The organism is Streptomyces sp. NPDC002911 (assembly GCF_053591835.1).
Map to the genome: position 1 here is coordinate 1 of NZ_JBSFUO010000027.1, position 26063 is coordinate 26063.

Here is a 26063-nt window from a genome sequence, read left to right on the forward strand (position 1 = left end):
CGGCAAGACCCACCACCACTGTGTTGTCCTCGACGCCGATGGCACCAAGCTGCTGTCGCGCCGGGTGGCCAACGACGAGCCGGAACTCCTCCAGCTCCTCGCCGACGTCCTCGTCCTCGCGGACGAGGTCACCTGGGCGGTGGACATGGCCGACGGCGGGGCCGCGCTGCTGATCGCCCTGCTGGTCAACCACGGGCAGGAACTGCTCTACATCCCCGGCCGGGCGGTCAACCGGGCCACCGACGGCTACCGGGGCGAGGGCAAGACCGACGCCCGCGACGCGCTCGTCATCGCCGACCAGGCCCGCGTCCGCCGCGATCTGAAGCCCATGCGGCCGAGCGACGAGGCGACCATCGAGCTCAAGCTGTTCACCGCCCGCCGCACCGACCTCGCCTGCGACCGCAACCGGGCGATCAACCGCTTGCGCGGAACGCTGACCAGCATGTTCCCCGCGCTGGAACGCGCGCTGGATGTGACCACCAAGGGGCCGCTGGTGCTGCTGACGGGCTACCAGGCCCCATCGGCCATCCGCCGCGCGGGCGTGAACCGCCTGACCAAGTGGCTGCACACCCGCAAGGTCCGCAACGCCGAAGCCCTCGCCACCGCCGCAGTCGAGGCCGCCGAGCGACAGCACACCGCCGTCCCCGGCGAAGCGGCCATCGCAGCGATGGTGCGTGCGCTGGTCGAGGAGGTGATCGCCCTCAACGAGAAGATCGCGGAAGTCGACAAGCTCATTGAGGGCCGGTTTCGCCGCCACGAACTCGCCAACGTGATCACCAGCATGCCGGGCATCGGCGCTCTGCTGGGAGCGGAGTTCCTGGCCGCCGTGGGAAGCGACATGGGCTCCTTCGCCACCCCGGACCGGCTGGCCGCCTTCGCCGGCCTGGCCCCCGCCCCGCACGACTCGGGGAAGTCCCACGGCAACCTGCACCGGCCACAGCAGTACCACCGCGGCCTGCAACGCGTCTTCTACACCTCCGCGCTGATCAGCATCCGCTGCGACCCCAACTCGCGCCGCTTCTACGACAGAAAGCGAGCTGAGGGCAAGCGCCACGTCCAAGCCGTGCTCGCGCTCGCCCGCCGCCGCGTCAACGTCTTCTGGGCACTGATCCGTGACCGACGGTGCTACCAAGTCATACCCCCAGTGACTCATGCGGCTTGACTTCAAGATTGGGAAGCGAATACCTGGGAGTCGTCGGCGAACGCCTTGAACTCCAGGGCATTGCGGGCCGGGTCGAGCAGGAACATCGTCCACTGCTCGCCGGTCTCGCCAGCGAAACGCACGTAGGGCTCGATGACGAAGTCGGTGTCCGCGGCGCGCAGCCGGTCGGCGAGCCGGTGGAAGGCGTCGACGGTCAGGATCAGCCCGAAGTGCGGTACGGGGACGTCGTGGCCGTCGACCGGGTTGTGTATCTGTTCGGTGCGGGCCGGGGCGAGGTGGGTGACGAGCTGGTGGCCGTGCAGGTTCCAGTCCACCCAGGTGTCGGCGCTGCGGCCCTGTGCCAGGCCGAGCGTCTCGCCGTAGAAGCGGCGGGCGGCGTCGAGGTCGTCGACCGGGACGGCGAGGTGGAAGCGGGGGATGGGGGAGGCGAGACCGGACATGGCCTGGGGTTCCTTCCGTGCGGTGGGGAGTGCCTTGTGCTTACCAGTTCTGGCGGGTGGGGGAGATGATCAGGTCGTTGACGGTGACGTCGGCGGGCTGGTCGAGGGCGTAGACGACGGCGTCGGCGATGGACTCGGGGCTGATCGCGATCGCGTTGAGCTCCTGGGCGGCCTTGCGTCCGGCGGGGTCGGTGACTTTGTCGGCCCAGCCGGTGTCGATGACGCCGGGGCTGATCGTGGACGCCTTGATGCCCTGGTGGACGCCGAGTTCCCTGCGCATGGACTCGGTCATGGCCTGCACGAAGAACTTCGTCGCGCTGTAGACACCGGCGCCGTCGCCGACCTGGTGACCGGCCACCGAGTCCATGTTGAGGATGTGGCCGGACTTCTGGCGGAGCATCACGGGCAGGACGGCGTGGACACCGTTGAGGTAGCCGCGGATGTTCACGTCGAGCATCCGGTTCCAGTCGTCGAGCGCGAGGTCCTTCCAGTACGAGAAGAGCATCAGGCCGGCGTTGTTGACGAGGACGTCGATACGCCCGTAGGTGTCGATGGAGAAGTCGGCCAGTGCCTGCATGTCGGTGGCGTCGGTGACGTCGGTGAGCCGTGCGGTGGCGGTGCCGCCGGCCTTCTCGATGTCGGTGACCAGTTGGTCGAGGTCTTCCTGGCCGCGGGCGGCGGCGACGATCTTGGCGCCGCGGGCGGCGAGGGCCTTGGCGCTGACGGCGCCGATGCCGGAGGAGGCGCCGGTGATGACGACGACCTCGTCCTGAAGGTGGTTCACGGGGATCTCCCGGTGCGGTGGTTCAGCGCGCCTTTCCTGGTGGGGGGAGCGCGGCGGAGGCTTTAGCTGTACGGGGTGGGGAGGTCAGCGCTTGCGGCGCTTGACGACGTAGGCGTACTGGTCGGGCCAGGTCGGCTCGGTGTCGAGTGCGAGCGCGGCGTGCTGGGTCCAGTAGGGGTTGCGGAGCAGTTCGCGGCCGAGGAAGACGGCGTCGGCCTGCCCGCTGGTGATGATGTCCTCGGCCTGCTGCGGCTCGGTGATGACGCCGACGGCTGCGGTGGGGATGCCGGCCTGGTTGCGGGCCTGGTCCGCGAAGGGCACCTGGTAGTTCGGCCCGGCGACGATCTTCGCGTCGCGGACCATGCCGCCGGTGGACACGTCCAGCAGGTCGACGCCGTGGGCGTGGAGTTCCTTGGCGAGGCGGACGGTGTCGTCCCCGGTCCAGCCCTCGCGCTTGTCCTCGGGGTTCTCGGTCAGCCAGTCGGTGGCCGAGGTGCGGAAGAACACCGGCAGGTCCTCGGGCCACACCGCGCGGACCGCGTCGACGACCTCCAGGGCGAAGCGGATGCGGTTCTCGAAGCTGCCGCCGTAGGCGTCGGTGCGGTGGTTGGAGGCCGGGGAGAGGAAGGAGTTGATCAGGTAGCCGTGGGCGCCGTGCACCTCGGCCACCTGGAAGCCGGCGGCCAGCGCGCGCCGCGCGGAGTCCGCGAAGTCACGTACGAGCTGCCGGATCTCCTCCACGGTCAGCTCGTGCGGGACGGCGAGTCCGTCGTACGCGACCGGACTGGGGGCGACGGGCTGCCAGCCGTTCTCGTCCTCGGACAGGTAGCGGTCGGACAGCCACGGCTTGTCCACCGACGCCTTGCGGCCGGCGTGGGCGAGCTGGATGGCAGGGACGGCGCCGTGGGCCTTGATGGCCTCGGTGATGCGGGTGAATGCCTCCTGCTGGCGGTCGTTCCACAGGCCCAGGTCCCAGGGGCTGATGCGCCCGTCGGGCCGGACGCCGGTGGCCTCGGCCATGACCAGACCGGCGCCGCCGGCGGCACGGGAGGCCAGGTGGATGAGGTGGAAGTCGGTCGGCACCCCGGTCTTCTCGCCCTCGGGGGCGGCGGAGTACATGCACATCGGGGACATCCACACCCGGTTGGGTATCGACAGGGAACGCAGGGTGAGGGGGGTGAACAGGGAACTCATGTGGGGGGTGCTTCTTTCGTGATCGGTGATCGATGGCATCGGGACGGGGCGGCTGCCGTCCGGTGTCAGGCGAGGATCGTGTGGAGGCCCGCGAGGGCGGGGGCGTAGGCCGCTTCGAGGAGCGTGGCGGCTTCCTGGGCGGTGGTTCCCTCGGCCGGGTCGAAGGTGGCGTGCCAGCTGAGGAAGGCGCCGCCGGTGTCGGCGACGGGATGTACGTGCAGCGTCGAGCGGTAGCCGCGGACCGGCAGCGGTGCCTCGACGATCTCGTAACTCAGCTTCCGGCCGACCTCGTCCAGGCCCACGAGCCGTTCCCGGTAGATGCTGCCGTCCACCCCGGTGAGGAGGCGGATCGTGCCGGGTGTGAGCCCGTCGCCGCCCCCGATGATCTCGCTCGCCCGGATGGCCGGGTGCCAGTCGGGCAGGCCGTTGAACCGCCGGACGACCGCCCAGGTCTCGTCTGCGGAGCTGGTGAAGACGGAACTCCAGTACGCCTGTGCCATCAGGCAGGCAGACGGGTGTCGAGGACGAAGTTGGTCTCGATGAGCTGGCCGGGGAAGAACAGCGACGCGACGCCGATGGTGCTGCTGGTGGGGCGGTGGTCGCCGAAGTAGGCCAGGTTGGCGGCCGCCATCGCGTTGTTGTACTTCGGCAGGTCAACGATGTACTGGGTCTCGGAGACGACCTGGTTGCGGGTGGCGCCGTAGTGGGCGAGGACCTTCTCGAAGTTCGCGAAGACCTGCTCGGTCTGGGCCTCGAAGTCGCCCGGGTGCAGGAAGTTGCCCTCGTCGTCGTGGGAGAGCTGGCCCGAGACGTAGATCGTGTGGTCGACCTTGATGGCCTGGGCGAAGCCGAACTCGCGCTCGCCCGAGACGCCGTGGCTGTAGGAATCGATCGCAGTCATGGTGGTTGTCCTTCTCTGGTGGGGGCGCAGGGGTGGGGCGCCTGGCTCAGGCGGCGAGGCGGGCGACCGCGTCCGCGACGGTGGTGTCGCCGGAGGTCAGCTCGACGATGACGCGGCTCAGGCGCCGCTCGTGCAGGGCGGCGTCGATGAACGCCGCGACATCGTCGCGGTGCACGTCGCCGTACTCGACGGCCGCCGCGGCGGTGACCCGGCCGCTGCCGGGGGTGTCCAGCAGGGTTCCGGGACGGACGATCAGCCAGTCGAGATCGGTGCGCGCCAGGTACACGTCGGCGCTCTTCTTGACCTTGATGTAGTGCTCGAAGCCCTCACCGGCCTCGCCGCCGCGCAGCGCGTCGGGGAAGACCGAGACCAGGACGAACTGTGTCACCCCGGCGGCGGCAGCCGCGTCGGCTGCCTTCTGAAGGCCTCTGCCGTCGATGAGGGTGGTCTTGTCCATGCCGGTTCCGTGGGCGCCGGCCGAGAACACCACCGCGTCGTGCCCGGCGAGCTTGCCCGCGAGCTCTTCGACGGAATCGCTGATCAGGTCGCCGGTGACCGGCGTCGCACCGGTCGCGCGGATCGTGTCGGCCTGGTCCGGGCTGCGGTGCATGCCGGTCACCTCGTCGCCGCGCTCGGACAGCAGGCCCGCGAGCCTCCTGCCGACACCGCCGGCGGCACCGATCTGGAACACCTTCATGGGAAATCGTCTCTTTCCTGGCCGGATGATCGGCCACTCCGGTTGTCCTAATGTTGACATTGCGACAATCCAGGAATGTTAACATTACGACATGGAGAAGACGCAACTCATAGACGCGGTGGCCCCCGCCCGCCGTCGCGGACTGGCCGACGAGGTCGCCGACCGGATCCGGGAGGCGATCTTCAGCGGCGCCTACGCCCCCGGGGCACCACTGCGCGAGGTCGAACTCTCCGGCGCACTGCAGGTCAGCAGGGGACCGGTGCGTGAGGCCCTGCGCGGACTGGAACGCGAGGGGCTCGTGCACTGCGCCTGGCATCGCGGCACCGTCGTCACCACGCTGTCCGCCGAGGACGTCGCCGAGCTCGACAGTCTGCGCGGCGCGCTGGAGGACCTCGCCGTCCAGCAGGTCATCGCCCACGCCTCCGAGGAGGACCTCGCCGCCATCGAGAAGGCGGCCGACGTGATGGAGCACACGACGAACCCGCACGACATGGTCCGCCTGGACATCGCCTTCCACGACGCCGTCTTCGCCGCCACCGGCCACCAGCGTCTCGCCGCGGCCTGGGAGTCCATCCGCTGCCAGGTCCACCTGTTCCTGCTGACCCGCATCGGCCTCAGCACCGAGGGCTACCTCGGCTGCATCCCCCAGGAGCACCATGCACTGGCCGCCGCCCTGCGCGCCCGCGACCCCCAGGCCGCCCTCCCCCTCTTCGCCGCCCACCGCCGCCACGCCCTGGACGTCGTCACAGGTACGTCGAACCCAGCCTGAGGACTGATCCGCCGGCATCTGGGCGCCCCCGGCGTTGAGCATTCTGTGCGTCTTCGTCATCGCCCGCCCCGGCAACCATGGACATGTGCGACGACAGCCGGTCACAGCAGCCACCGCGTACGGCCGGCACCGCTCGACCGGTCCGCCGCTTCGTCAGGCCGCGCCGCCGACGAAGCGATCCCGCGCTGCGCAGGACCCCCTCAGGCCAGGCGCCCGCTGGACCGGTCGGCGGCGTCCGCCGGTGTGCGTGGCCCTGGTACGGCAGCGACAGGCCCCAGGTCGAGGCGCTTGGCCATGTCCAGTCGGAAGGTGCCGTACGGGTTGACGTTGGACCAGAACAGCGCGGTCAGGCCGCGCCGGTCCTCGTCGCTCAGCTCTCGGCCCAGGCCGGTTCGGCCAGGATCTGCTGCACCAGCAGGGTGTTGACGTGCACGAGTGCGGACTGGAGCAGGTGCAGGGCGAGCATCGAGGTTTCAGCGTGCTCCTTGTCCGGGCCGGTCAGGGCGCCGTCCTTGCCGTAGTGCGGCACGGTGTTCGCCGAGTTCCAGTTCTCCACGACCTGGAGCCCGCCGTGGATCTCCCGGCGCAGACCGGGGCTGGCCAGGTAGTCGCACGCGAAGACCGTGCGGACCGCGCGGCCGAGTTCTTCGAGCGCGGCGTAGGTGGGGTGCTTGGGTCCGCCGCGGGTGAAGCGCCGCAGCACCTGCTCGGCCTCGGCGGTGCCGAGCCGGAGCGCGGTCGCGTACTTCACCATCTGGTCGTACTGCTGCTCGATCAGCTCCCAGCGGATCGGCCTCGTCAGCGAGGCGCCGAGCGCGGGCCAGCCGGGCGGGGTGTCGTCCGGGCGGTACAGGCGGATGGTGCCGATGTTCTTCAGCCGGGGCAGCAGGCGGAAGTTGGGCAGTTCGGTGAAGGCGAACCCGACCACCGAGGCGCCGTGGGTGTCGACGTACTGGGACTCGATCTCGGCATCCGTGCAGTGCCGCAACAGTCCCTCCATCATCGCCGCGACCTCGGACGACGAACAGCTCTTGAGCTGGGAGCAGATGCAGACGTTCTTCCGCTCGACGTGCCAGCAGATCATCACGCCGTTGCCGCCGTAGCGGGCGTGGTACTCGGTCATGAAGTTGCTGGACCAGGACCCGAACTTCTTCGAGTCCGACGCGCACGCGGTGCACCGTCCCCACCAGGCGGCATCGCGTGCGGCCAACGTGCCGTTCACCAGCCTGGTGACCGCCGCGCGGAGGTTGTCGACGGTGATGAAGTGCCGGCGCACATGCCGCAGGGACGCTTCGCTCTCGCCGTGCTCGCCGGTGGCCACGATCGCGCGGATGCCCATGTTCGTGCCCAGCGCGAAGAGGGCCAGCAGCAGGCGGCGCTGGAGGACGGCACGGTCGATGCGCTCGTACGCGGCGACCGACGAGAACTCCTCGGTGAAACCGGTCAGGAAGTCAGGGTTCTTCAGCACGTCCAGGAGGTCCAGGACGCCCCAGCGGCGTACGACCTCATCCTTGAGGGCCTGTAGGCCGGTCGGCTCCGCCAGCGGCTCCAGCTTCGGCACGGTGATCCACGGTTCGCCCTTGCGGGTGGTGATCTTCACCCCGCCCGCCGAACCGCCCGCGAGCGCCACCGAGAGCCGGTCCAGGGCCGCGGTCATGCGCTTCTTCAGCTCCGCGATGAACGCCCGCGGGTTCAGCGGCTGGCGGATCGCGGCGTAGTGCACGGTACGGGTGGCCTCGAAGTCGCCCGGCAGGTCGTCCTCCGGATTGCACCAGCGGGCCGCGCCCTCGACGTAGATCTCGCGGCGGCGCACCGCGTCCCGCTGCGCCACCAGCACGCACAGCTCGTACGGGATGCGCTCGACCCTGCCCTTGTCGTCGACGACCGCCGCGCGCCAGTCCTTGCGCACCACGCCGTCCATCGGCACGACGTCCGTGGCGTCGTAGAAGCGGGACTTGCCGTCGACGTCGGCGTACCTCTTCAACAGCGCGAGCGCGTCCATCACCGGCCGGTAGGCGGTGTTGTCGCATCGGAAGCCCAATGTGTTCATCAGCGGCGGCAGCATCTGCCGGTAGTACGAGCTGTAGGAGGAGCGCAGGGTGGTGCGGACCTTGGCCTTGAACACCTTCTCGTTCGCCTTCGCCTCGGCCACCAGCTCCCGCAGCGTCTTCTCACCCACCACCGGGAACAGGGCCCGGCGTACGACCTCGTCGGGCTTGTCGACGGCGGCCGTCGCCAGCTTGAAGAGGATGCCCTCCTTGCCGCGGACCTTCTTCAGCTCGGCCGTCAGCTGCTTCTCCACCCGCCGCTCAGCACGGGCATTGATCTTGTGGACCAGGGCGATCAGCAGCTCGACCAGGGCATCGGTGATCTCCGCCTGCCTCGACCAGCACAGCGCCGCGAGCAGCGTGATCCGCACGTCCGCGCTCGTGTCGCGGAAGTCCGAGGGGTACATCTTGATCGCCCGCGCCCGCCACGCGGCCACCAGCTTCTCCGAGCAGTCCGCGAACAGCCCCTCGGGCAAGCCCAGTCTGCGTACGTCGTTGAGCTTGGTGATCTCGGTGAGAAGAGAGTCCAGGCCGACCGCGCCCGGGTCGCGTTTGAGGGCGGCCAGCAGGGCAGTGCCCGCCTCGTTGTCCTCGGCCACCAGAGACAGCAGCCGGTCCGTGCCCGCCTCGCCCAGGCGCTCGATGACGCGAGTGCAGAATGCCGACTCCCACCGGCCCCGGGCTGCGACCAGGATCTTCTCGACGCGGGTCCGGCCCGGGGGCTCGATCTTCCGCGCCCGGTACTCGACCAGCAGGGCGTCGCGCTGCCGGTTCTCCACCAGCTCGACCGGGCACACCTCCGCAGCCAGCCACCCGGTGAGCGCCTCCTCGTCCGCGAGCGTGGCCGGCCGGAAACCGAGCGCCTCTCGGATCTGCTTGCGGTGCCGTTTCGCGCCCGCCAGGTCGTACTTCCCGAGCTCGGCCGCCGGGACCTTCACCAACCCGGCGACGTACTCCACAGCGGGCTGCGGGAACTCCTCGATGAACTCCGGGAACCGGGCCTTGATCTCGAAGAATTTGAGCAGCAGGCAGAAGCCCAGCCGGGTCGGACCCGACTTGTTCGCGACCAGCTCCCAGTCGGCGTCCACCAGGGCCCAGCACGCCACCACATCCTCCGGCGTCCACTCCTGCCGCACATCAGCCCCTGCCGTCGGCCCCACGGGCGTTCACCCGATCAGCTCAACGAGGGCACCAAGCGCCGGAAAACGGCGTGTGCGGATTCCCAGGAACTACCGATGGGTTACTTGCTCCCCGGTGTCTGGGCTAGGACTTCGGGGCCGGAATGGGTGTCACGGCGTGACCCCCAGGTTCGTAGGCCGATCAGCACGCTGGGGATGACCTCGGCTGACGGTGTTCCCTTTCTCGCCCTGGACGTGCAGCTCTACTACAAAGCCAAGACACCTCGACCCAAGGATGAAGAGGACTTCGACGCTGCGCTGCCCGTGCTCACGGATCAGCAGCGACGTTGGCTCGTCGATGCGATCTCCAAGACGTACGGACCTCACCCTTGGATCAAGCGCCTGCAGGCGTAACCGCCCAGTGCCTGGGCGATGACGGGCGCCGGTGCTTGGAGAACGAGCTGGCGGATGGCGGAGGTGCGGCCTTTCTCGGCTGGGACGCCGAGTTTCCGCAGCGCGTCGCGCAGAGTGCCGGGGTTCATCGGCTGGCTCGCGCGGCGGCCGGGGAAGAGCCAGGGCGAGTTCTGGTTGATAGCAGGGGTGTTGGTGGGCAGGGCCTGGAGGTAGCCGAGCAGGAGGGCGGCCACCGGCTCGGGGACTGGGGTGGGCGGGTCGCCGAGCCGGAGTGCGACGTGCTGGCCGTCGTGGACAACGTCGTCGGTGGTCATGCGGACGATCCGGCTGACGGGCTGGGCGAACAGCAGGACCAGACAGGCGGCGAGGCGGACTCTCGGTGAGGTGCTGTTGTCGGCGAGGACCCGTTGCAGGGCGGTGATGCGCTGGTGTTGGCCCATCGGGTGGGGGTTGGTGGTCGGGCGGTTCGGGATGGCCAGCCGCGGCATCCGGCGGGTGTCCATGCGCCAGCGCAGGAATGCCTGTGCGGGGCGCCGGGCGGCGTACTTCTCCGCGTGCCAGGCATCGAGGTCGGTCTGGGTGCAGGCGGTTCGTCGACGACTCCCACCTCCCCTTCGACGACGGCCCCGAGGCCATCGAGGCCGTCGGCCGCCACAAGGCCGACGGGATGTGGGGCCGCTTCGACAAGAACCGCGCCGACGGCGGCTGGCACGCCTTCACCACCGACCCGATGAAGCACTCGCTCGGCTGGGTGGTCCGCTTCCACCCCGAGCACGGCCGGACCGTGCTGCTGATGCGCGACGGCGACACCTCCTCCTGGCACACCCAGTGGACGCAGGACCAGCTGCTGTTCCGCGCCGGCGGCTACTGGTTCAACGGCACCACCTGGTACCGGCCCGGACAGGTCTGGAATCCGGTCGGCCAGGACCACGACCGCCGCAAGGCCCGCGCCGCCGTCACCGTCACCGCCGCCGACATGCTCGACGGCCGCGCCGACCCGGCCAGGGCGTACGTCGGCAAGGTGGCCACCTTCGAGGCGGATGCCGCCAGGCCGGACAACTGGCTCGACCACCTGGCACTGTGGGCCGAGCGCCGCCGGGAGCAGGCCGGCGCGCTGGAGCTGGAGCGGTGCGTGGTCGACGTCTCCAGCCCGGAGCTCACCGGCTCGCAGCTGCTCGGCGCCCCGGAGATGGCCGAGCTGGGCGGCATCACCGCATCGACGCTGCGCGCCTACATCTCGCGCGGCAACAGCGAGGTGCCGCTGCCGCAGGCCGTCGTCGGCGGCCGCGACCAGTGGGCCCGGGCGGTGGCCGAGGACTGGGCGGAGTCCCGCCAGCGCTCCTACGAAGGCGTCGGGGCCGCCATGTCCGCCGGCGACCGCGACAGCCTCCCGCCGGGCGCGGCCGAGGTGCGCGACCGGTTCGTCACCGACTTCCAGCACACGCTCTTCGACCGGCCCGACGTGCGCAAGCGGTGGGTGCTGCGCCAGCGCAACAAAGAGTCCGTCGCCGAGATCGCGGGCGAGCTCGCCTGGTCCGTCGCCGTCAGCCTCGACCGCATCATCCCCACCGAGCACCTGGGACGGACCGTCCGGGCCGCGGTGCTCTACGACTGGCGGGACTCGCTCGACATGTTCGCCGACGACGAGGACGACCGCGGGGCGGGAAAGTGGTGGCACCTGAACCTGACCCCGCCGGTGGCCAAGATGCTCGACTGGTACATCCGGCACTTCCCCAGCGAGGCGTACGGGACCATCGGGGACATCAGCCGGCGCCAGCCGCGTTCGCTTCTCGCTCGTACGGTGGGTGCTCGCCCCGCGCACGACGTGGCAGGCACGGCGCCTGACCCCGGGACGAGTGGGCTTGGTCCCCCATGTGAGCTACACGTAGGTTCCCTCCGAAGGAGGACGACTCCGGGCCGTCACGTCAGTAGCTTTGAAACCCCACAGCACCTACTGAAACGTGAGATTTCCATGTCTCGTCAGTCTCGTCCCGGGCGTTCCTTAGCACCGCTGGCTATTGCGGGCATACTGTCCGTCGGTCTCCTAAGCGCCCTTGCCATGCCGGCCGCCGCGAGCACGTCATCGCCTTCCCGGATTTCCGAGGCTACTGCCTTCCGCGACGGCGGCCTCATGGACCCCATCAGGGATTCCCTAACTTGTGCGTTCGGCGTAAACGGAGTCCACGCCGAGTACCTGACCAATGGCGACATCACCATCACCGACCAAGAAGCAACTTTCGGCCGGGGTGACGTACGTTCGCCCCTCGTCGATAGGTGGCTGGCGGCGCAGGGCGACCCCAAAGAGCCGGTGCAAGGGTACGTCACCATGAATGCACTTGACTGGGCCGGCAATTCGCTGGCCCACTACAAGTTCACGTATCCGCAAGTCACGAGAATCGACACCGGCATCGGTGGCCATCAAGTGATCACCTTTAAGTACCGGGATCTGCAGGTCACCCGCGGCTAAACCGATCAGGGGGCGTGGTTTGAACGCGCTTAGCTAGACCCTCACCTCGCTCACCACCTCCGCCAGGCGGCCGACCAGGATCCGTCAAGCCCGCCGGGCAACTCGGGGAGCTGGAAGGAGTACCGGCCCAGCATGTTCACGTGGTGCCGCACGAACGGGGAGAGGCGGGCCACGTCTGTTCCTCATAGCCCTGAGCGAGGGGAGCGGCGAACGCCGTGGCGGTGGTGACCACCAACGCCATCCGAAGGCCACCAAGGACCGCGAGGGCTTGGTCATTCTCAAGTTCACCGCGGTCAACTTGGTCCAGGCTCCGCCTGATCCGAGCTTACCGAGCCCTCATCCCCAGGGGTTCGGAAACAGGCACTGAGCTTGATCTTTAACCTTGCAGTCCGAACGGTTTTTCGTACTTGATCACTCGGACTGGAACTGCCCTACGTGCAGGCGGCCTTCGGCTGAGCATGTGATCCGACCAAGGAACACACAACGCTCAGCACGAAGGCCGTGGGGATGAGTCTGCTGCATCACGCTGTCCGGCAGGATCCGTTTGCGGAACTGCCACGCTTCCGGGGTGAGTTCTACTCCTGTCTGACCAGGCGTGCGGATGCGCTGTTCGAGCTTGCGGACGCGGTGTTGTGCGCGGACGGTCCGGTGCGGTCGCTGGTGGAACTGTCGCTGGTGGGAGAGCACCGTCGCGGACACGGCGGGCTCTACGACGCCCTTTCCGCGGGCCGGGTCGATGTGGCCCGACTGCGACGGGCCTTGGCCGGGGTGCCGCTGCCGAGGGCAGCGGACGGCCGGCTGGTCCTGGCCGCCGACCTCACCTGCTGGCTGCGGCCAAACGCGCACACCTCACCGCACCGGATCCTGTGCCACACCTACGGGCGGGGCAAGGACCAGCACATTCCCGTTCCCGGCCGGCCGTACTCGGTGATCTGTGCGCTGGAGACCGGCCGCAGTTCCTGGACCGCGCCGCTGGACGCGCTGCGTCTGGCACCGGGTGACGACGCCACCACCGTCACCGCTGGGCAGATGCGTGATCTCATCGAGCGGCTGATCGATGCCGGGCAGTGGAAGGGCGGTGATCCGGAGATCCTGGTCGTGGTGGATGCCGGCTACGACGTGCCACGGCTGGCCTTCCTTCCCTGAAAGATCTCCCGGTGCAGGTGCTGGGACGCATGCGCTCGGACCGGGTCCTGCGACGCACGGTCCCACCCCGTGAGCCCGGCGTCCGGGGCCGCCCGCCCCGCCACGGCGGGGAGTTCGTCTTCGGTGACCCGGCCACCTGGAACACTCCCGACGTTCAGACCGTGACCGAGACCCGTCTCTACGGCACCGCCACCGCACGGGCATGGGACCGACTCCATCCGCGACTGACGCACCGCTCGGCCTGGACTTCCCAGATGGGTGCCCTGCCGGTGATCGAGGGGACCGAGTTCGATCCTTGCCAGGCGATAGTTACCGATATATCGTTGAGGTATCGCGACCGTTTGGTGAAGAGTCGCGTAAGTGGGATCAAGGGAGGAGCGCAGTTATGCGTTCACATGGAAACGACCACGGATGCGGCCCCGGGCGCCGAGGTGCCGACAGGGGGGACGCCGAAGGCGGCCGTGCCGCGTTCGGCCCGTTCGGACCGCCCTTCGGTGGTGGGCCCTTCGGTGGCGGACGCGGCCGAGGGGGCGGGCGGGGGAGGGCCAGGCGCGGTGACGTACGCGCGTCGATCCTCGCGCTGCTCAAGGACCACTCGATGCACGGTTACGAGATGATCCAGGAGATCGGCGAGCGCAGCGGAGGGGCCTGGAAGCCCAGCCCCGGCTCGGTGTATCCCACCCTCCAGCTGCTGGAGGACGAGGGGCTGATCACCAGCGCCAGTGAGGGAGGGAAGAAGTTGTTCACGCTCACCGAACTGGGACGCGGTGAGGCCGAGTCCGGCCCCGACGCACCCTGGGAAGAGGCGGGGCGCGGTGTCGACTGGGAGGGCGTGAACGAGATCCGGCAGGCCGGTTTCGGACTGATGGAGGCATTCGGCCAGGTCTGGAAGACCGGCTCGGCCGAGCAGCGGCAGAAGGCTCTCACGGTGATCAACGACGCCCGCAAGAAGCTGTACCTGATCCTCGCCGACGAGCACTGAGCCGTGCGGCACGCGCGAACCGAGAAGGGCCCCCGGTCGTGGGGCCCTTCTTCTGTCCGCCGTGCATACCGCCGAACCGCCACGAACTGCGCGATCTCATCCGTAAGGATGAGGGAGCACTCGTCGGTCCCCGCCTTTCGCGGCATGCCGGATGGGCCGCACCGGGGATGTCTTCTCTCTCTGGGGCTGATGGGGTGGAGAGGTGCAAATCCGGACGTCAGGGATCCCCGAACAAGCTCCGCCGAGCAACCTGTGGGCCGGTGACGGGCTGAGCGCCGCCATGACCGGTGTCGTGAGTGGTGCGCGTCGCCGGGCCGTGCGCGACGGCGACCGGCATGTCGATACGGCTCATCTCCTTCACTCCCTCGTGGAGTCCGATCCCGAGGTGCGGGACGCCTTCGACGGCCGGCCCCAGCTGGCCAAGGTGCTCGGCTATCTCGTGCAGCGCAGCATCGGATACGGCCTGCGCTGGCAGGGGACGCAGGAGGACTCGGGCGTGTTCCCGGCCGGACGGGAGCCGGTGGGTGAAGGGTGGTCGCCCTCGGCGGCAGCGGCGCTGGACCGTGCCGCTCGTGGCGCGCTCCTGCGCGGGGAGATCCGCGCCGACGGCCTCGATCTGCTGGCGGCCCTGGTCGCGGATCCGCAGTGCCGTGCGGTCGAGGTGCTGGAGCGGGCAGGGGTCGCAGCCCAGGGGCTGGCTGCCCGTGCGGCGGACCGGACGGCCGCGAGGGACCCGCAGGGGTGATCATGGACACGCGCAACGGACAGGTGTGACGGTGGTGACGCTGCTGACGCCTGCTGTCATGATGTGCCGATGCACGCGTCTCAGGGGAGAAGAGCAGGTCTGGGCCTGGCCCTTGCCTCGGCCTTCGCATTCGGTGGTTCAGGGGTTGCGGCCAAGCCGCTGATCGAGGCGGGGCTCGGCCCGCTGCACGTGGTGTGGCTGCGGGTAGCCGGCGCCGCCCTCGTCATGCTGCCGGTTGCCTGGCGGCACCGGCATCTGGTGCGGGAGCGGCCTGTGCTGCTGGCCGGCTTCGGACTGTTCGCCGTAGCCGGGGTGCAGGCCTTCTACTTCGCCTCGATCTCGCGTATCCCGGTCGGTGTCGCTCTTCTGATCGAGTATCTGGCGCCCGCACTCGTCCTCGGCTGGGTGCGCTTCGTGCAGCGACGGCCGGTCACCCGCGCCGCCGCGGCCGGCGTGGTGCTGGCGGTCGGCGGACTCGCCTGCGTCGTTGAGGTATGGACCGGTCTGAGCTTCGACGTGATCGGGCTGCTGCTCGCGCTCGGTGCGGCGTGCTGCCAGGTGGGCTACTTCGTCCTGTCGGACCAGGGCGCCGGCCACGGCGACACGGCCGACGCCGAACCCCCGCACCCCGTAGGTGTTATCGCGTACGGACTGCTGGCCGGTGCGGCCGTGCTCACGGTGGTGGCCAGGCCCTGGGGCATGGACTGGGCGGTCCTCGGCGGGAGCGCGGACATGGACGGGCGCGCCGTCCCGGCGTGGCTGCTGCTCGGCTGGATCGTGCTGCTGGCGACCGTGCTGGCCTACGTCACCGGTGTGGTGTCGGTACGGCTGCTTTCGCCGCAGGTCGCGGGTGTCGTCGCGTGTCTCGAGGCGGTCATCGCGACCGTGCTCGCCTGGGTGCTGCTGGGTGAGCACCTCTCCGCGCCGCAGCTCGTGGGAGGGGGAGTGGTGCTGATCGGCGCCTTCATCGCACAGTCGTCCGCGCCCAAGCCCTCGTCGGGGCCGGTGGCTTCGGGCCCGGGCGCGCCGGCAGCGGATACGGCGGGAGCGCACGAGCCGGCCGCTTCCGAGGGTGAGTTGTCCCGGCCTCCGGCTCAGTCGTAGGGTGTCGATCACGTTGCTGACCGTCCTTCCGTCTCCTTCCGCCTGGCGCGAGGCGGTCACTCCGGACGAAGACCGGGCTCGGGTAAGCCCCCGAGCGGCTCGTCGCTGCCCGCGCGCGGAGCCGAGCGACTACTCCCTCAGCAGCTCACCGCGGCCACTGTCATCGGCACCCTGCTGACGGCCGTGGCGGGGCTGGCCTTTGCAGGGACGCGCGGCGGCCCCGACCCGGTCATGGGGCGGGCGGCCGGCGGACGCCGTCGGTTCGGAGCCGGGTGAGGTAGTCCGGCACCTGGACAGCGGGGTCCAGGTCGTCGGAAGGCACCGGTGCCGCATGCCCGCGCGTCAGCGGAACCACGCCCGCCCAGTACGGCAGCGAGAGGTCTTCCGGGGCGTCGTTCGGGCCGCCGGTACGGATCTTGGCGGAGACCTCGTCGAGGTCCAGGCGGATGACCGCGGTCGCGGCGAGCTCCTTGGCGTCGGCGGACCGGGAGTCCTTCGACCTGCCCGGTACGACCTGGTCGACGAGGGCGTCGAGCGCGATGCGACGCTCCTCCGGGTCGGTCACGGTCCGGGCGATGCCGTGGACCACCACGGAGCGGTAGTTCATCGAGTGATGGAAGGCGGAACGGGCCAGCACCAGACCGTCCACATGCGTCACGGTCAGGCAGACGGCGAGGCCCGGGACCGCCGCGCCGGTCGCGCGCAGCGGCCGCGATCCGGTCGAGCCGTGTACGTACAGCCGCTCGCCGACCCGGCCGAAGAGTGTCGGCAGGACGACGGGCGCGCCGTCGCGGATGAAGCCCAGATGGCAGAGGTAGGCCGCGTCGAGTATCGAGTGGACCGTCTCCCGGTCGTACGAGGCGCGCTGCCTGGCGCGGCTCGGGACCGTGCGCTCGGTCTGCTTGTAGGCGGCAGCCTCGGGGAGGCCGGTGCTGTCGGGCGTATCGGTCTCCGGCATTGCGTACTCCATTGTGCTAGTGCATAGTGTGGTTTGTGCTAGGAGAGTATCGGATCAGTGGGCGGCGTGCATCAGACATTGCCGCGAGCGTGGAGCGCGGGGTCGCCTCGGGTGACCTCGGGCCGGGTCATGTGCTGCCGCCCATACGGGAGTTGGCTGCCTTGCTCGGCGTCAATCCACATACGGTGGCAGCCGCCTACCGGTCCCTCCGCGAGCGCGGAGTGATCGAGACGGCGGGGCGGCGGGGAAGCCGAGTGCGGCCCCGGCCAGCGAGTACGGCGCGCGGCTCACTCCGGGTGGTGGCTCCTCCGGGTGCGCGTGACCTGGGCGACGGCAACCCGGATCCCGCCCTGCTGCCGGACCTCGGTGAGGCGTTGGGGGCGGCCGCGGAGGCGTACGGCCGGGAACTCGGCCTCTACGGCGACGCGGCGGTGGTCCCCCGGTTCGCGGAGCTCGCACGGGCCGGTCTGGACGCCGACGGAGTGCCGGGGGGCCCGGTGGCAGTCACCTCCGGGGCCCTCGACGCGATCGAGAGGGTGCTCACCGCGCACCTCAAGCCCGGTGACGCGGTGGCCGTCGAGGACCCGGGCTGGGGTGCCCTGCTCGATCTCGTTCCGGCGCTCGGGATGCGCGTCGTTCCGGTGGCGCTGGACGAGGAGGGCCCGCTTCCCGGCGAGGTGGATCGGGTCCTACGCGCAGGTGCGAAGGCCCTGGTGGTCACCGACCGGGCGCAGAATCCGACAGGGGCGACGGTGGGGAGCCGGAGGGCAGGGCAGCTTCGGTCCGTCCTCGCGGAGCACCCCGGCGTGCTCCTGATAGAGGACGACCACGGTCATGCCATCGTGGATTTGCCGGTGCACCCCCTGGCGGGGGTCACTGAGCGCTGGGCCTTCGTGCGGTCCGTCTCCAAGGCGTACGGGCCGGACCTGCGGGTTGCCGTGCTCACCGGGGACGGGCTGACCGTGGACCGGCTGGCGGGGCGCCAGCGGCTGGGGCCCGGCTGGGTCAGCGGACTGCTGCAGCGGACCGTGGCACATCTGTGGGAGTCGGGTGCCGTCGACACGGCGGCGGTCGCCCGTTCCTACGGGGAGCGCCGGGATGCCCTCGTGCGGGCGCTGGGGGAGCGGGGGATCACGGCGTACGGGCGGACGGGGATGAACGTGTGGGTACCCGTGAGCGACGAGACCGGGGCGGTGGCCAGGATGCTGCACTCGGGCTGGGCGGTGGCGCCGGGGGCACGGTTCCGGATGGTCTCGCCGCAGGGGGTGCGCCTGACCGTCTCGTCGCTGTCCGCCGCCGACATCGAACCCCTGGCCGACGCGGTGGCGGCGGCGGCACCGCCCGCCCGCCCGGTCAGTTACGGCTGAGCGGTCTGGATCCGGGACGCGACGGCATGTGACCGCGCCGGCTTCGGTGGAGCCACGGGCCCGGCTCCGGGTGAGCGCTGCGCCCGTGGCCACCGCCGGTGCGCGCGCCAGGGGTGTTCCGGATCTACTGCTCGCCGGGCCGGGACGTTCCGGCCGCCGTGGCGATCACCGGGATGAAGCAGGTGTCCATCAGCGCCGTCGTGAGGCCGATTTTCTCGACGAAGTCGTACGGCAGGAGGGCCGCGTGGCGCGGGGCGTCGGACCGGAGGCCGTCGATCAGAGCCGCAGTGGAGGCCTGCGCTCGGAAGGCCGGGCCCTGCCGCGCGCCGATCCCTGCGGAAGGGTGCCCGTCGCCCTGTCCTCGCCCCGACCTGCCGGGCGGCGAGGCGTCCGGAATCACCCCTGGCCGGGCAGCTTTCTGAAGTCCCAGGACTTGACGGCCTGCGGGGTGAGGCGGAGCCATGCGTGTCGTTCATCGTGCGGCATGGAGTCCAGCCCGAAATACTTCGCCGCGAACAGCCGCTCCGGACTCTCCAGTTCGGCACAGTCCTCGCCCGTGCGGGGGATCTCGCCGACGAAGGAGACCTCGCCGGAGAGTTCCACCCCGCGCAGCTCGCCGTACTCCACCCCGTCGTCCACGACCACGCCGATCCTCGGCTCGCGCCGGAGCTGTGCCCAGCGCAGGCTCCGCGTGAGGGAGTAGAGCCAGACGGAGGTGCCGTCCCACACGAACCACAGGGCCCCGACGTGTGGCATGCCCTCGGCGGAAACTGTTGCGACCCGGCAGGTGCGCTGCTCAGTGAGGTAGGCGTCCCGTTCCGCGTCGGTCATCATGATCCGACGGCCACGACGTTGGGCAACGGTCACGGGACACCCTTCCTGCGGTCCGGGTTCCGGACGAGTACCGGCCGGTTCCCGAAATCATGAAGCCTTGTCCGTGATCACGCAATGGTCCGGTCAGGCTGGGGCTCTCACGCCAGGCCGGGGCTCTCACGCCAGGGTGATGGAGCCGTTCTCCACCCGGATCTGTTTCTCCGGCAGTGGCAGGGTCGCGGGGCCGCCGGTCGCCTCACCGGTCGCGGCATCGAACGTACTGTTGTGGCAGGGGCAGTTGATGACGCCGTCAGCGATTCCCTTCACCGCGCACCCCTGATGGGTGCACTTCGAGGAGAACGCCTTGAACGTGCCGGCCGTGGGCTGTGTCACCACGACGCCCTCGTCCGCGAAGACCACCCCGCCGCCCTCGGGGATGTCGGCCGTCCTCGCGAGAGCCAAGCCGTCGCCGATCGCGCCGTCTCCCTCCTCGGACGGCCGGACCGTGTCCGACCCTGAGGCCTCCTGCGAGCCTCCGCACGCGGTGAGAGCGGCGGCCGCTCCCACCGCGCCGACCGCCGCGACGACCGTGCGGCGCCCGAAGCGGGCCTGGCTCCTCTGTGATGCGCTCATGCCGACTTTCCCTCCGACGGAGTGACGAGACCTCAGAAGTACATACGCACCGGTGGCCCCGCACGTTCAGCGGCGCCCGGCCAGGACAACGACCGGACGGGAGGGGGTCGTGCCTCCGCGGTTCGCCCGGGGGCACGGGGGCGCAATCACTCCCAGACCACGACGTTGCGCCGTACCGGCACGGTCGAGGAGCCAGTGGCGAACAGTTCGGGGGAGTGGGCGCGGATGCGTTCGATGTCGTTGAAGACCGCACGCAGGTGGTCGCGCATGCGGGAGCGGGCCAGCGGAACATGGCCGCCGGTAACAGCCTCGAAGATCTCCCGGTGCTGGGCGGTGAAGACGGCCGGCGACACGTTCTCGTGCAGACCGAGGCGTCGAGCCCTGTCCAGGTGTCCCTTGGCCGCGACGACCGTGGTCCAGACGTCGCCGTGGCCGCTCAGACGCATCAAGCCGTGGTGAAACGCCTCATCGAGTGCGAAGAACTCCTCGAGACCGAGCTCCGGACGCTGCTGCCGCTCAAGATTGTCCCGCAGTTCGCCGACGACGGCCGGGTCGAGCTGCGGCGGCAGGTTGTCCAGGGAGGCGAGCTCCACGGCCTCCCGCAGGAACTGTGCGTCGGCGACCTGCGCCGGGTCCACGCGGGACACGAACGACCCGACCTTCGGGAAGACCTGCACCAGCCCCTCCTGGGACAGCAGGATCAGGCTCTCCCGCACCGGGGTGCGGCTCACCCCCAGAGCGGCGGCGAGCTCGTTCTCCGACAGGGCGGCACCGGGGGAGAGTTCCAAGGTCAGCACCATCTGACGCAGCTTCAGGTAGATGCTGTGTCTGCCGGTCCGCCGCCCGTTCGCTTGAGCCATGCGCCCATCCTACGTACCGGTCGCACCGAGCCCGACCAACGGTCGAGGGCGGCCGGCCCACGGAACGGCCGGTGACGAACGAGCTGAACACCAGGGGACGGGACTCTTGCCGGTCTGCGCGACAAGTGCTTGTATACAAGCTCTGCACGACAGCCGTGCCCGACTGGCCGGACCCCCGGGCCCCGACCGGGCCTCCCGCCCCGTCCGCCACCGCAAGGAGACCCCGTGAGCAAGATCGAACGCGTCGACGTGCTGGTCGCCTCCCCCGGGCGTACGTTCGTCACACTGCGCATCACCACCACGGACGGCGTGACCGGACTCGGCGATGCCACGCTCAACGGCAGAGAGCTCGCCGTGGCGAGCTATCTGCGTGACCACGTGGTGCCGCTGCTGATCGGCAAGGACCCCGCTCGCATCGAGGACATGTGGCAGTACCTGTACAAGGGTGCGTACTGGCGCCGTGGGCCCGTGACGATGACAGCCGTCTCCGCCGTCGACACCGCGCTCTGGGACATCAAGGGCAAGATCGCCGGGCTCCCCGTCTACCAGCTCCTCGGCGGGCGTTCCCGGGACGGTGTGCTGGTCTACTCGCACGCCAGCGGCACCGACGTCCCCTCACTCCTCGACGACGTCGAGCGCTACCTGGAGCTGGGCTACCGCGCCGTCCGGGCCCAGGCCGCGGTGCCCGACGTGGGCGGCACCTACGGCGTCCGCAAGGGAAAGGTCTACGAGCCGGCCGCGACCGAGCTGCCGGACGAGCAGCCCTGGGACACGGAGGCGTACCTCGGCTTCGCACCCACCTACCTGGAGGCGGTGCGCGAACGCTTCGGCTTCGGGTTCCACCTTCTGCACGACGTCCATCACCGGCTGAGCCCGATCGAGGCGGCACGGTTCGGCAAGAGCGTCGAGGCCTGCCGGCTCTTCTGGATGGAGGACCCGACCCCGGCCGAGAACCAGGAGTCCTTCCGGCTGATCCGTGAGCACACGACCACACCGATCGCGGTCGGTGAGGTCATGAACTCCATCTGGGACGTCCAGCACCTCATCACCGGACAGCTCATCGACTACGTACGCACCACCGTCGCCCACGCCGGCGGCATCACCCACCTGCGACGGATCTTCGACCTCGCCGCGCTCTACCAGGTACGCACCGGTTCCCACGGCGCGACCGATCTCTCCCCGGTCAGTATGGCCGCCGCCGTCCATCTCGACGTGACCGTGCCCAACTTCGGCATCCAGGAGTACATGGGCCACCCCGAGGAGGCCGCCGAGGTCTTCCGCAGCGGCGTCACGTTCGCCGACGGCATGCTTCATCCGTCGGAGGAACCGGGTCTCGGTGTGGAGTACGACGAGAAGGCGGCCGAGCGTTTCCCCTACCAGCGGCGCTACCTCCCGGTCGCGCGCCGCCTCGACGGCTCGGTGCACGACTGGTGAGCGCCATGAACCTGCCTACGCTGAACCGTACGGCGCTGTCCCGGATCGCACCGGACCTGCGCCCCGCCGTCGACCCGGCCGAACTGCGCACCCGCATCGTGCACTTCGGACTCGGCGCCTTCCACCGGGCCCATCAGGCGGTGTACACCGAGAACGCCGCCGCCCGCTCCGGTGAACCCTGGGGCATCACCGCCGTCGCGCCCCGCTCGGCCGGGACCGTGCGCGCCCTGCGGGATCAGGACTGCCTCTACTCGCTCACCGAACGCCATCCGGGCGGCAGCGTGTGCCGCGTCGTGGGCGCGGTCGTCGACGCCCTGACCATGGGGCCCGACGCCGAGGCCGTCGATACCCTGCTCACCGACCCGGAGGTCACCGTGGTAACCCTGACCGTCACGGAGAAGGGCTATCACCGGTCCCCTTCGAGCGGCGGGCTCGACATATCGGCACCGCCCGTGGCCGCGGATCTCGCGACGGGCCCAGGCGGCCCCCTCACCACGGTGGTGGGCCGGCTGGCCGCCGGGCTGGCCGGCCGGACGAGGGCCGGAGCACCGCCGGTCAGCGTCGTGTCGTGCGACAACATGGCGGGCAACGGCGACGTACTGGGCCGGGTCGTCCGCGACTTCGTCCGGGCTTCGGCCTGGCCGGATCGCGACGAGGTGCTCGACCGGTTGGCCGGGACCGTGGCCTTCCCCGCGACCGTCGTGGACCGGATCGTGCCCGCGCTCGGTGAGGCCGACCTGACGACGGCCTCCGCCGCGCTGGGTGTGCACGACGCCCTGCCTGTGGCCGGGGAGCCTTACCGCCAGTGGGTTCTGGAGGACTCCTTCATCGCGCCAAGGCCGCCCTGGGAGCGGGACGGCGCCCTGTTCGTGCCGGACGTCACGCCGTACCAGCTCACCAAGCTGCGGCTGCTGAACGGCTCGCACTCTGCGCTCGCTCATCTGGGCCTCGCCGTGGGGTGTGCCACGATCGCAGGCACAATGGCGGCGGACTGGGGCGAGAGCGTCGTTCGCGGCCTGTGCGCGGAGGTCGCCGCGACCCTCCCCGCCGGGGGCCCCGATCCGGTCGGCTATGCCGATGACCTCGTCGGACGCTTCCGTAATCCCACGATGCACCACCTTCTGCGGCAGATCGGCTCCGACGGCTCGCTGAAGATCGCGGAGCGCTGGCTGCCCGCTCTGCGCGAGCTGCGCGGACGCGGAGCGGCCACTCCGGTCCTCGAACTGGCCCTTGCCGCCTGGGCGCACGGCACGCACCCCGGAGCCGCCGCCCTCACCGACCCCGCCGCCGACGCGCTCGCCACCTGCTGGTCGGCTCCGGTCCGGCCCGCGGAGACGGTACGCGCGCTGTTGCGCGTCGTCGGCGCGGCGGATCTGGCCGATGACGATGCCCTTACCGCCGCTGTCGCGGACCGGCTGCCTGCACTGCGCGCCGGCCGAGTCGAGATCTGAGCCGTCGGCTGCGGACGGCTTTCGTCCCCTACACCGCTCGAAGTCCCCGAACAACGGAGTTCACGATGAAGGAAAGTGCTGTCGCCGCGGAGCAGAAGCGCCCCGCGCAGCGCACCACGGGTGACCTGACCCGAGCCGCAGTCTCGGGCTGGCTGGGCACGGCCATGGAGTTCATGGATTTCCAGCTCTACTCGCTGGCCGCGGCGATCGTGTTCAACAAGATCTTCTTTCCCGACGTCAGTCCCGCCATCGGTCTCATCGCCGCGATGGCCACTTACGGGGTGGGATACGTGGCCCGGCTCGCGGGCGCCGTCTATTTCGGGCGGATGGGGGACCGGATCGGCCGCAAGCGGGTCCTCTACCTCACCGTCCTGATGATGGGCGCTTCCACCACCCTGATCGGCGCCCTGCCCACCTACGCCACCATCGGCATCCTCGCGCCGATCCTGCTCGTCGTGCTCCGGCTGGTGCAGGGGTTCGGTGCCGGCGCCGAGATCGCAGGGGCGACCGTACTGCTCGTCGAGTACGCCCCTGTCCGCCGACGCGGTCTGGTCGCCTCGCTGGTCTCGCTCGGTACCAACTCAGGGACACTCGCCGCCTCGGGCCTGTGGGCGGTTCTGCTCGCCGTGCTCACAGAGGAGCAGTTGCTGTCCTGGGGCTGGCGGCTGCCCTTCCTGCTCAGCTTCGGACTGATGTTCTTCGCCGTCTGGCTGCGCCGAGGGCTCAAGGAGAGCCCTGTCTTCGAGGAACGCCCCGATGTGGTGGACGGAGTGGCGCTGGCCCGGGACGAGGTGGAGTCCGTCATCGCGGACGCCGACCGCGGGCACGGCGACGTCCTGGCGGCCGGCATCCGGCAACGTAAGGGCCGGGCCTTCTTCATCGCGCTGGGACTGCGCTTCGGCCAGGCGGGCAACTCGGGGCTGATCCAGACCTTCCTCGTCGGCTACATCGCCACCGAGCTCGCCGTCGGCCGGTCCGTCCCGACGGACGCGATCGTGTACGGCTCCCTGTTGGGCTTCGCCACCGTGCCGGTCGTGGGCCTGCTCGGGGACCGCTTCGGACGGCGCGTGCTCTACCTGACACTCAGCCTGCTGACCGTCGTCATCGCCTTCCCGGTGATGTTCCTGATCAGTTCCGGCTCGACACCGGCGGTGATGATAGGCATGGTGCTCGGTCTGAACGTCGGAGTCCTCGGACTGTTCTCGCTGGAGAGCGTGACGATGGCGGAACTCTTCGGCTCCCGGACCCGATTCACCCAGCTCGCGCTCGCCAAGGAGATCGGCGGCATCCTCGCCACCGCGATCGGCCCCGTACTGGCGGCCGCACTCACGGCCTTGACCGGCAGCTGGTGGCCCATCGCGGCGATGCTCGTCGTCTACTCGCTCATCACCTTCGTCAGCGCGTTTCTCGCGCCGGAGACCCGCGGACGCGACCTGGTCCGCCTGGAGGACGCCGTATGACCGCCGTTGCTGGAGAAGACCGCACGAGTGCGGCAGCCGGTGAGGAATACCGTACGCGTGCAAAGGCCGGCGAGAGGCGTATGCGGGCCGTCGTGGTGCACGGACCGGGTGATCTGCGTGTCGACGAGAGGATCCGGCCCGTGCCGGGCACGGGAGAGGTGCTCCTGGCCATGGAGTGGGGCGGAATCTGCGGATCCGACATCGCCTACTGGAGGAAGGGGGCCTCCGGCACGGCCGCGCTCTCGCATCCCCTGGTGCTCGGGCACGAGGTCGCGGGCCGGATCGCCGCGCTCGGCCCCGGTGTCACGGGTCTCGGCGAAGGAACGCCCGTGACCGTCCACCCGGCCCGGCTCGTCGGCGACGGGGTGCTGCCGGAGCGGATCGCCGACCGTACCAACCTCTATCCACACATCCGTTACTTCGGCTCGGCGGCCTTCACCCCGCACACCGACGGTGGGTTCAGCGAATACCGGACGGTCCGCGCGGAGCAGATCCGGCCTCTGCCGGCCGGAGTGAGTACCGAGCAAGGCGCCCTGGCCGAGCCGTTGGCCGTCGCCCTGCACGCAGTCGGGCGGGTCCCCGACCTGCGTGGCCGGACCGTCCTGGTCAACGGCGCCGGCCCGATCGGCTCCCTCGTCGTGGCCGCTGCCAGACACCGGGGAGCGGGCACCGTCATCGCCGCGGACCTGTCGGCGCCCGCCCTCGCCGTGGCCCGCGCCATGGGCGCCGACGAGACCCGGGACCTGGCGCGGGGCGACGTCCTGCCGCAGGACATGGAGGTGGTCTTCGAGGCATCCGGCGCCCCGGCCGCCCTGGGCCCGGTACTGCGAGCCACGGCACGGGGCGGCACGCTCGTCCAGGTCGGGAACCTGCCGGGGGCGGCCGCCTCGGCGGTCCTCGGTGACCTGGTGACCCGCGAGATCACCTGGATCGGGTCGTACCGTTTCGTCGAGGAGATGGACGACGCCCTGCTCGCCCTGCAGGAAGGACTGGACCTGACCCCGCTGATCACCCACCGCTTCCCGCTGGCGCGCGCGGAGGAGGCGCTGGCGGTCGCCGCCGACCCGGCCGCCGGCAGCAGCAAGGTCATGCTGCGCCTGTCCGAAGCATGAGACA

Annotated in this window: 25 protein-coding genes and 1 pseudogene; 12 read left to right on the forward strand and 14 right to left on the reverse strand. The window is 70.1% G+C overall.

All coding sequences use genetic code 11. The features are described from left to right. Window positions 1–1162, forward strand: a 1162-nt coding sequence (locus ACWD04_RS27765) for an IS110 family transposase (RefSeq protein WP_451136412.1), incomplete at its 5' end; no start/stop codon positions are given. Between the two features lie 2 nt (window positions 1163–1164). Here the strand turns inward: ACWD04_RS27765 and ACWD04_RS27770 are convergent. The 6 genes from ACWD04_RS27770 to ACWD04_RS27795 all read right to left on the reverse strand — a co-directional run bounded on the left by ACWD04_RS27770 (window position 1165) and on the right by ACWD04_RS27795 (window position 5178). Beyond that, window positions 1165–1602: a VOC family protein gene (locus ACWD04_RS27770; RefSeq protein ID WP_451136414.1), complete on the reverse strand. Its 438-nt coding sequence runs from the start codon at window positions 1600–1602 to the stop codon at window positions 1165–1167. Between the two features lie 40 nt (window positions 1603–1642). After that, on the reverse strand, window positions 1643–2386 hold the full coding sequence (locus ACWD04_RS27775; RefSeq protein WP_451136416.1) for an SDR family oxidoreductase: 744 nt from the start codon (window positions 2384–2386) through the stop codon (window positions 1643–1645). Window positions 2387–2470: 84 nt separating this feature from the next. Beyond that, complete coding sequence (locus ACWD04_RS27780; protein ID WP_451136418.1) at window positions 2471–3580, reverse strand: NADH:flavin oxidoreductase/NADH oxidase; 1110 nt, start codon at window positions 3578–3580, stop codon at window positions 2471–2473. Window positions 3581–3645: 65 nt separating this feature from the next. Further along, the gene (locus ACWD04_RS27785) at window positions 3646–4080 is read right to left on the reverse strand and encodes an SRPBCC family protein (protein WP_451136420.1); all 435 of its coding nucleotides are present in this window, start codon (window positions 4078–4080) and stop codon (window positions 3646–3648) included. After that, window positions 4080–4481, reverse strand: a complete 402-nt coding sequence (locus ACWD04_RS27790; RefSeq protein WP_451136422.1) for a RidA family protein — start codon at window positions 4479–4481, stop codon at window positions 4080–4082. The genes ACWD04_RS27785 and ACWD04_RS27790 overlap by 1 nt, the downstream gene beginning before the upstream one ends. Window positions 4482–4527: 46 nt before the next feature. After that, window positions 4528–5178 carry an NAD(P)H-binding protein gene (locus ACWD04_RS27795; protein ID WP_451136424.1) on the reverse strand — a complete coding sequence of 217 codons (651 nt, stop codon included), beginning with the start codon at window positions 5176–5178 and terminating at the stop codon, window positions 4528–4530. A 118-nt stretch (window positions 5179–5296) separates the two neighbouring features. Between ACWD04_RS27795 and ACWD04_RS27800 the strand changes: the two genes are divergently transcribed. Continuing rightward, the gene (locus ACWD04_RS27800) at window positions 5297–5947 is read left to right on the forward strand and encodes a GntR family transcriptional regulator (protein ID WP_451136527.1); all 651 of its coding nucleotides are present in this window, start codon (window positions 5297–5299) and stop codon (window positions 5945–5947) included. A 370-nt stretch (window positions 5948–6317) separates the two neighbouring features. On the opposite strand, the gene ACWD04_RS27805 is transcribed toward ACWD04_RS27800, so the two are convergent. After that, window positions 6318–9131: a Tn3 family transposase gene (locus tag ACWD04_RS27805; protein ID WP_451136426.1), complete on the reverse strand. Its 2814-nt coding sequence runs from the start codon at window positions 9129–9131 to the stop codon at window positions 6318–6320. Between the two features lie 365 nt (window positions 9132–9496). Then, the gene (locus ACWD04_RS27810; protein ID WP_451136428.1) at window positions 9497–10030 is read right to left on the reverse strand and encodes a hypothetical protein; all 534 of its coding nucleotides are present in this window, start codon (window positions 10028–10030) and stop codon (window positions 9497–9499) included. 20 nt (window positions 10031–10050) lie between these two features. Between ACWD04_RS27810 and ACWD04_RS27815 the strand changes: the two genes are divergently transcribed. Continuing rightward, window positions 10051–11994 carry a hypothetical protein gene (locus ACWD04_RS27815; RefSeq protein WP_451136430.1) on the forward strand — a complete coding sequence of 648 codons (1944 nt, stop codon included), beginning with the start codon at window positions 10051–10053 and terminating at the stop codon, window positions 11992–11994. 50 nt (window positions 11995–12044) lie between these two features. On the opposite strand, the gene ACWD04_RS27820 is transcribed toward ACWD04_RS27815, so the two are convergent. Next, the gene (locus ACWD04_RS27820; RefSeq protein WP_451136432.1) at window positions 12045–12167 is read right to left on the reverse strand and encodes a hypothetical protein; all 123 of its coding nucleotides are present in this window, start codon (window positions 12165–12167) and stop codon (window positions 12045–12047) included. A 334-nt stretch (window positions 12168–12501) separates the two neighbouring features. Here ACWD04_RS27820 and ACWD04_RS27825 point away from each other — a divergent pair. The 4 genes and pseudogenes from ACWD04_RS27825 to ACWD04_RS27840 form a co-directional block, all read left to right on the forward strand. Next, a pseudogene (locus ACWD04_RS27825) lies at window positions 12502–13424 on the forward strand (transposase); the annotation flags it as partial. Between the two features lie 101 nt (window positions 13425–13525). Next, a complete protein-coding gene (locus ACWD04_RS27830; protein WP_451136434.1) occupies window positions 13526–14122 on the forward strand; it encodes a PadR family transcriptional regulator in 597 nt (198 codons plus the stop codon). 202 nt (window positions 14123–14324) lie between these two features. Further along, the gene (locus ACWD04_RS27835) at window positions 14325–14867 is read left to right on the forward strand and encodes a Clp protease N-terminal domain-containing protein (RefSeq protein ID WP_451136436.1); all 543 of its coding nucleotides are present in this window, start codon (window positions 14325–14327) and stop codon (window positions 14865–14867) included. A gap of 69 nt (window positions 14868–14936) precedes the next feature. Then, window positions 14937–15971: an EamA family transporter gene (locus ACWD04_RS27840; RefSeq protein WP_451136438.1), complete on the forward strand. Its 1035-nt coding sequence runs from the start codon at window positions 14937–14939 to the stop codon at window positions 15969–15971. Window positions 15972–16200: 229 nt separating this feature from the next. Here the strand turns inward: ACWD04_RS27840 and ACWD04_RS27845 are convergent, their stop codons facing one another. Further along, on the reverse strand, window positions 16201–16929 hold the full coding sequence (locus ACWD04_RS27845; RefSeq protein ID WP_451136440.1) for a pyridoxamine 5'-phosphate oxidase family protein: 729 nt from the start codon (window positions 16927–16929) through the stop codon (window positions 16201–16203). 35 nt (window positions 16930–16964) lie between these two features. Between ACWD04_RS27845 and ACWD04_RS27850 the strand changes: the two genes are divergently transcribed. Further along, entirely contained in the window at window positions 16965–18296 is a 1332-nt protein-coding gene (locus tag ACWD04_RS27850) for an aminotransferase class I/II-fold pyridoxal phosphate-dependent enzyme (protein ID WP_451136442.1), read from the forward strand. 124 nt (window positions 18297–18420) lie between these two features. Here ACWD04_RS27850 and ACWD04_RS27855 read toward each other — a convergent pair whose 3' ends face one another. From ACWD04_RS27855 to ACWD04_RS27870, 4 genes are all read right to left on the reverse strand, one after another. Further along, window positions 18421–18696, reverse strand: coding sequence for a hypothetical protein (locus ACWD04_RS27855; protein ID WP_451136444.1), 276 nt, complete (start codon window positions 18694–18696; stop codon window positions 18421–18423). Then, window positions 18693–19163, reverse strand: coding sequence for a pyridoxamine 5'-phosphate oxidase family protein (locus ACWD04_RS27860; protein WP_451136446.1), 471 nt, complete (start codon window positions 19161–19163; stop codon window positions 18693–18695). Before ACWD04_RS27860 ends, ACWD04_RS27855 begins: the two co-directional genes overlap by 4 nt. Window positions 19164–19286: 123 nt before the next feature. Further along, window positions 19287–19742, reverse strand: coding sequence for a Rieske (2Fe-2S) protein (locus ACWD04_RS27865; RefSeq protein WP_451136448.1), 456 nt, complete (start codon window positions 19740–19742; stop codon window positions 19287–19289). A gap of 146 nt (window positions 19743–19888) precedes the next feature. Beyond that, window positions 19889–20602, reverse strand: coding sequence for a GntR family transcriptional regulator (locus ACWD04_RS27870; protein WP_451136450.1), 714 nt, complete (start codon window positions 20600–20602; stop codon window positions 19889–19891). Window positions 20603–20827: 225 nt separating this feature from the next. Between ACWD04_RS27870 and manD the strand changes: the two genes are divergently transcribed. The 4 genes from manD to ACWD04_RS27890 all read left to right on the forward strand — a co-directional run bounded on the left by manD (window position 20828) and on the right by ACWD04_RS27890 (window position 26059). Next, complete coding sequence (manD, locus tag ACWD04_RS27875; protein ID WP_451136452.1) at window positions 20828–22036, forward strand: D-mannonate dehydratase ManD; 1209 nt, start codon at window positions 20828–20830, stop codon at window positions 22034–22036. Between the two features lie 5 nt (window positions 22037–22041). Then, the gene (locus tag ACWD04_RS27880) at window positions 22042–23487 is read left to right on the forward strand and encodes a mannitol dehydrogenase family protein (protein ID WP_451136454.1); all 1446 of its coding nucleotides are present in this window, start codon (window positions 22042–22044) and stop codon (window positions 23485–23487) included. Between the two features lie 65 nt (window positions 23488–23552). Then, entirely contained in the window at window positions 23553–24947 is a 1395-nt protein-coding gene (locus ACWD04_RS27885) for an MFS transporter (RefSeq protein WP_451136456.1), read from the forward strand. Beyond that, entirely contained in the window at window positions 24944–26059 is a 1116-nt protein-coding gene (locus tag ACWD04_RS27890) for an L-idonate 5-dehydrogenase (protein ID WP_451136458.1), read from the forward strand. The genes ACWD04_RS27885 and ACWD04_RS27890 overlap by 4 nt, the downstream gene beginning before the upstream one ends. Window positions 26060–26063: the final 4 nt, after the last annotated feature.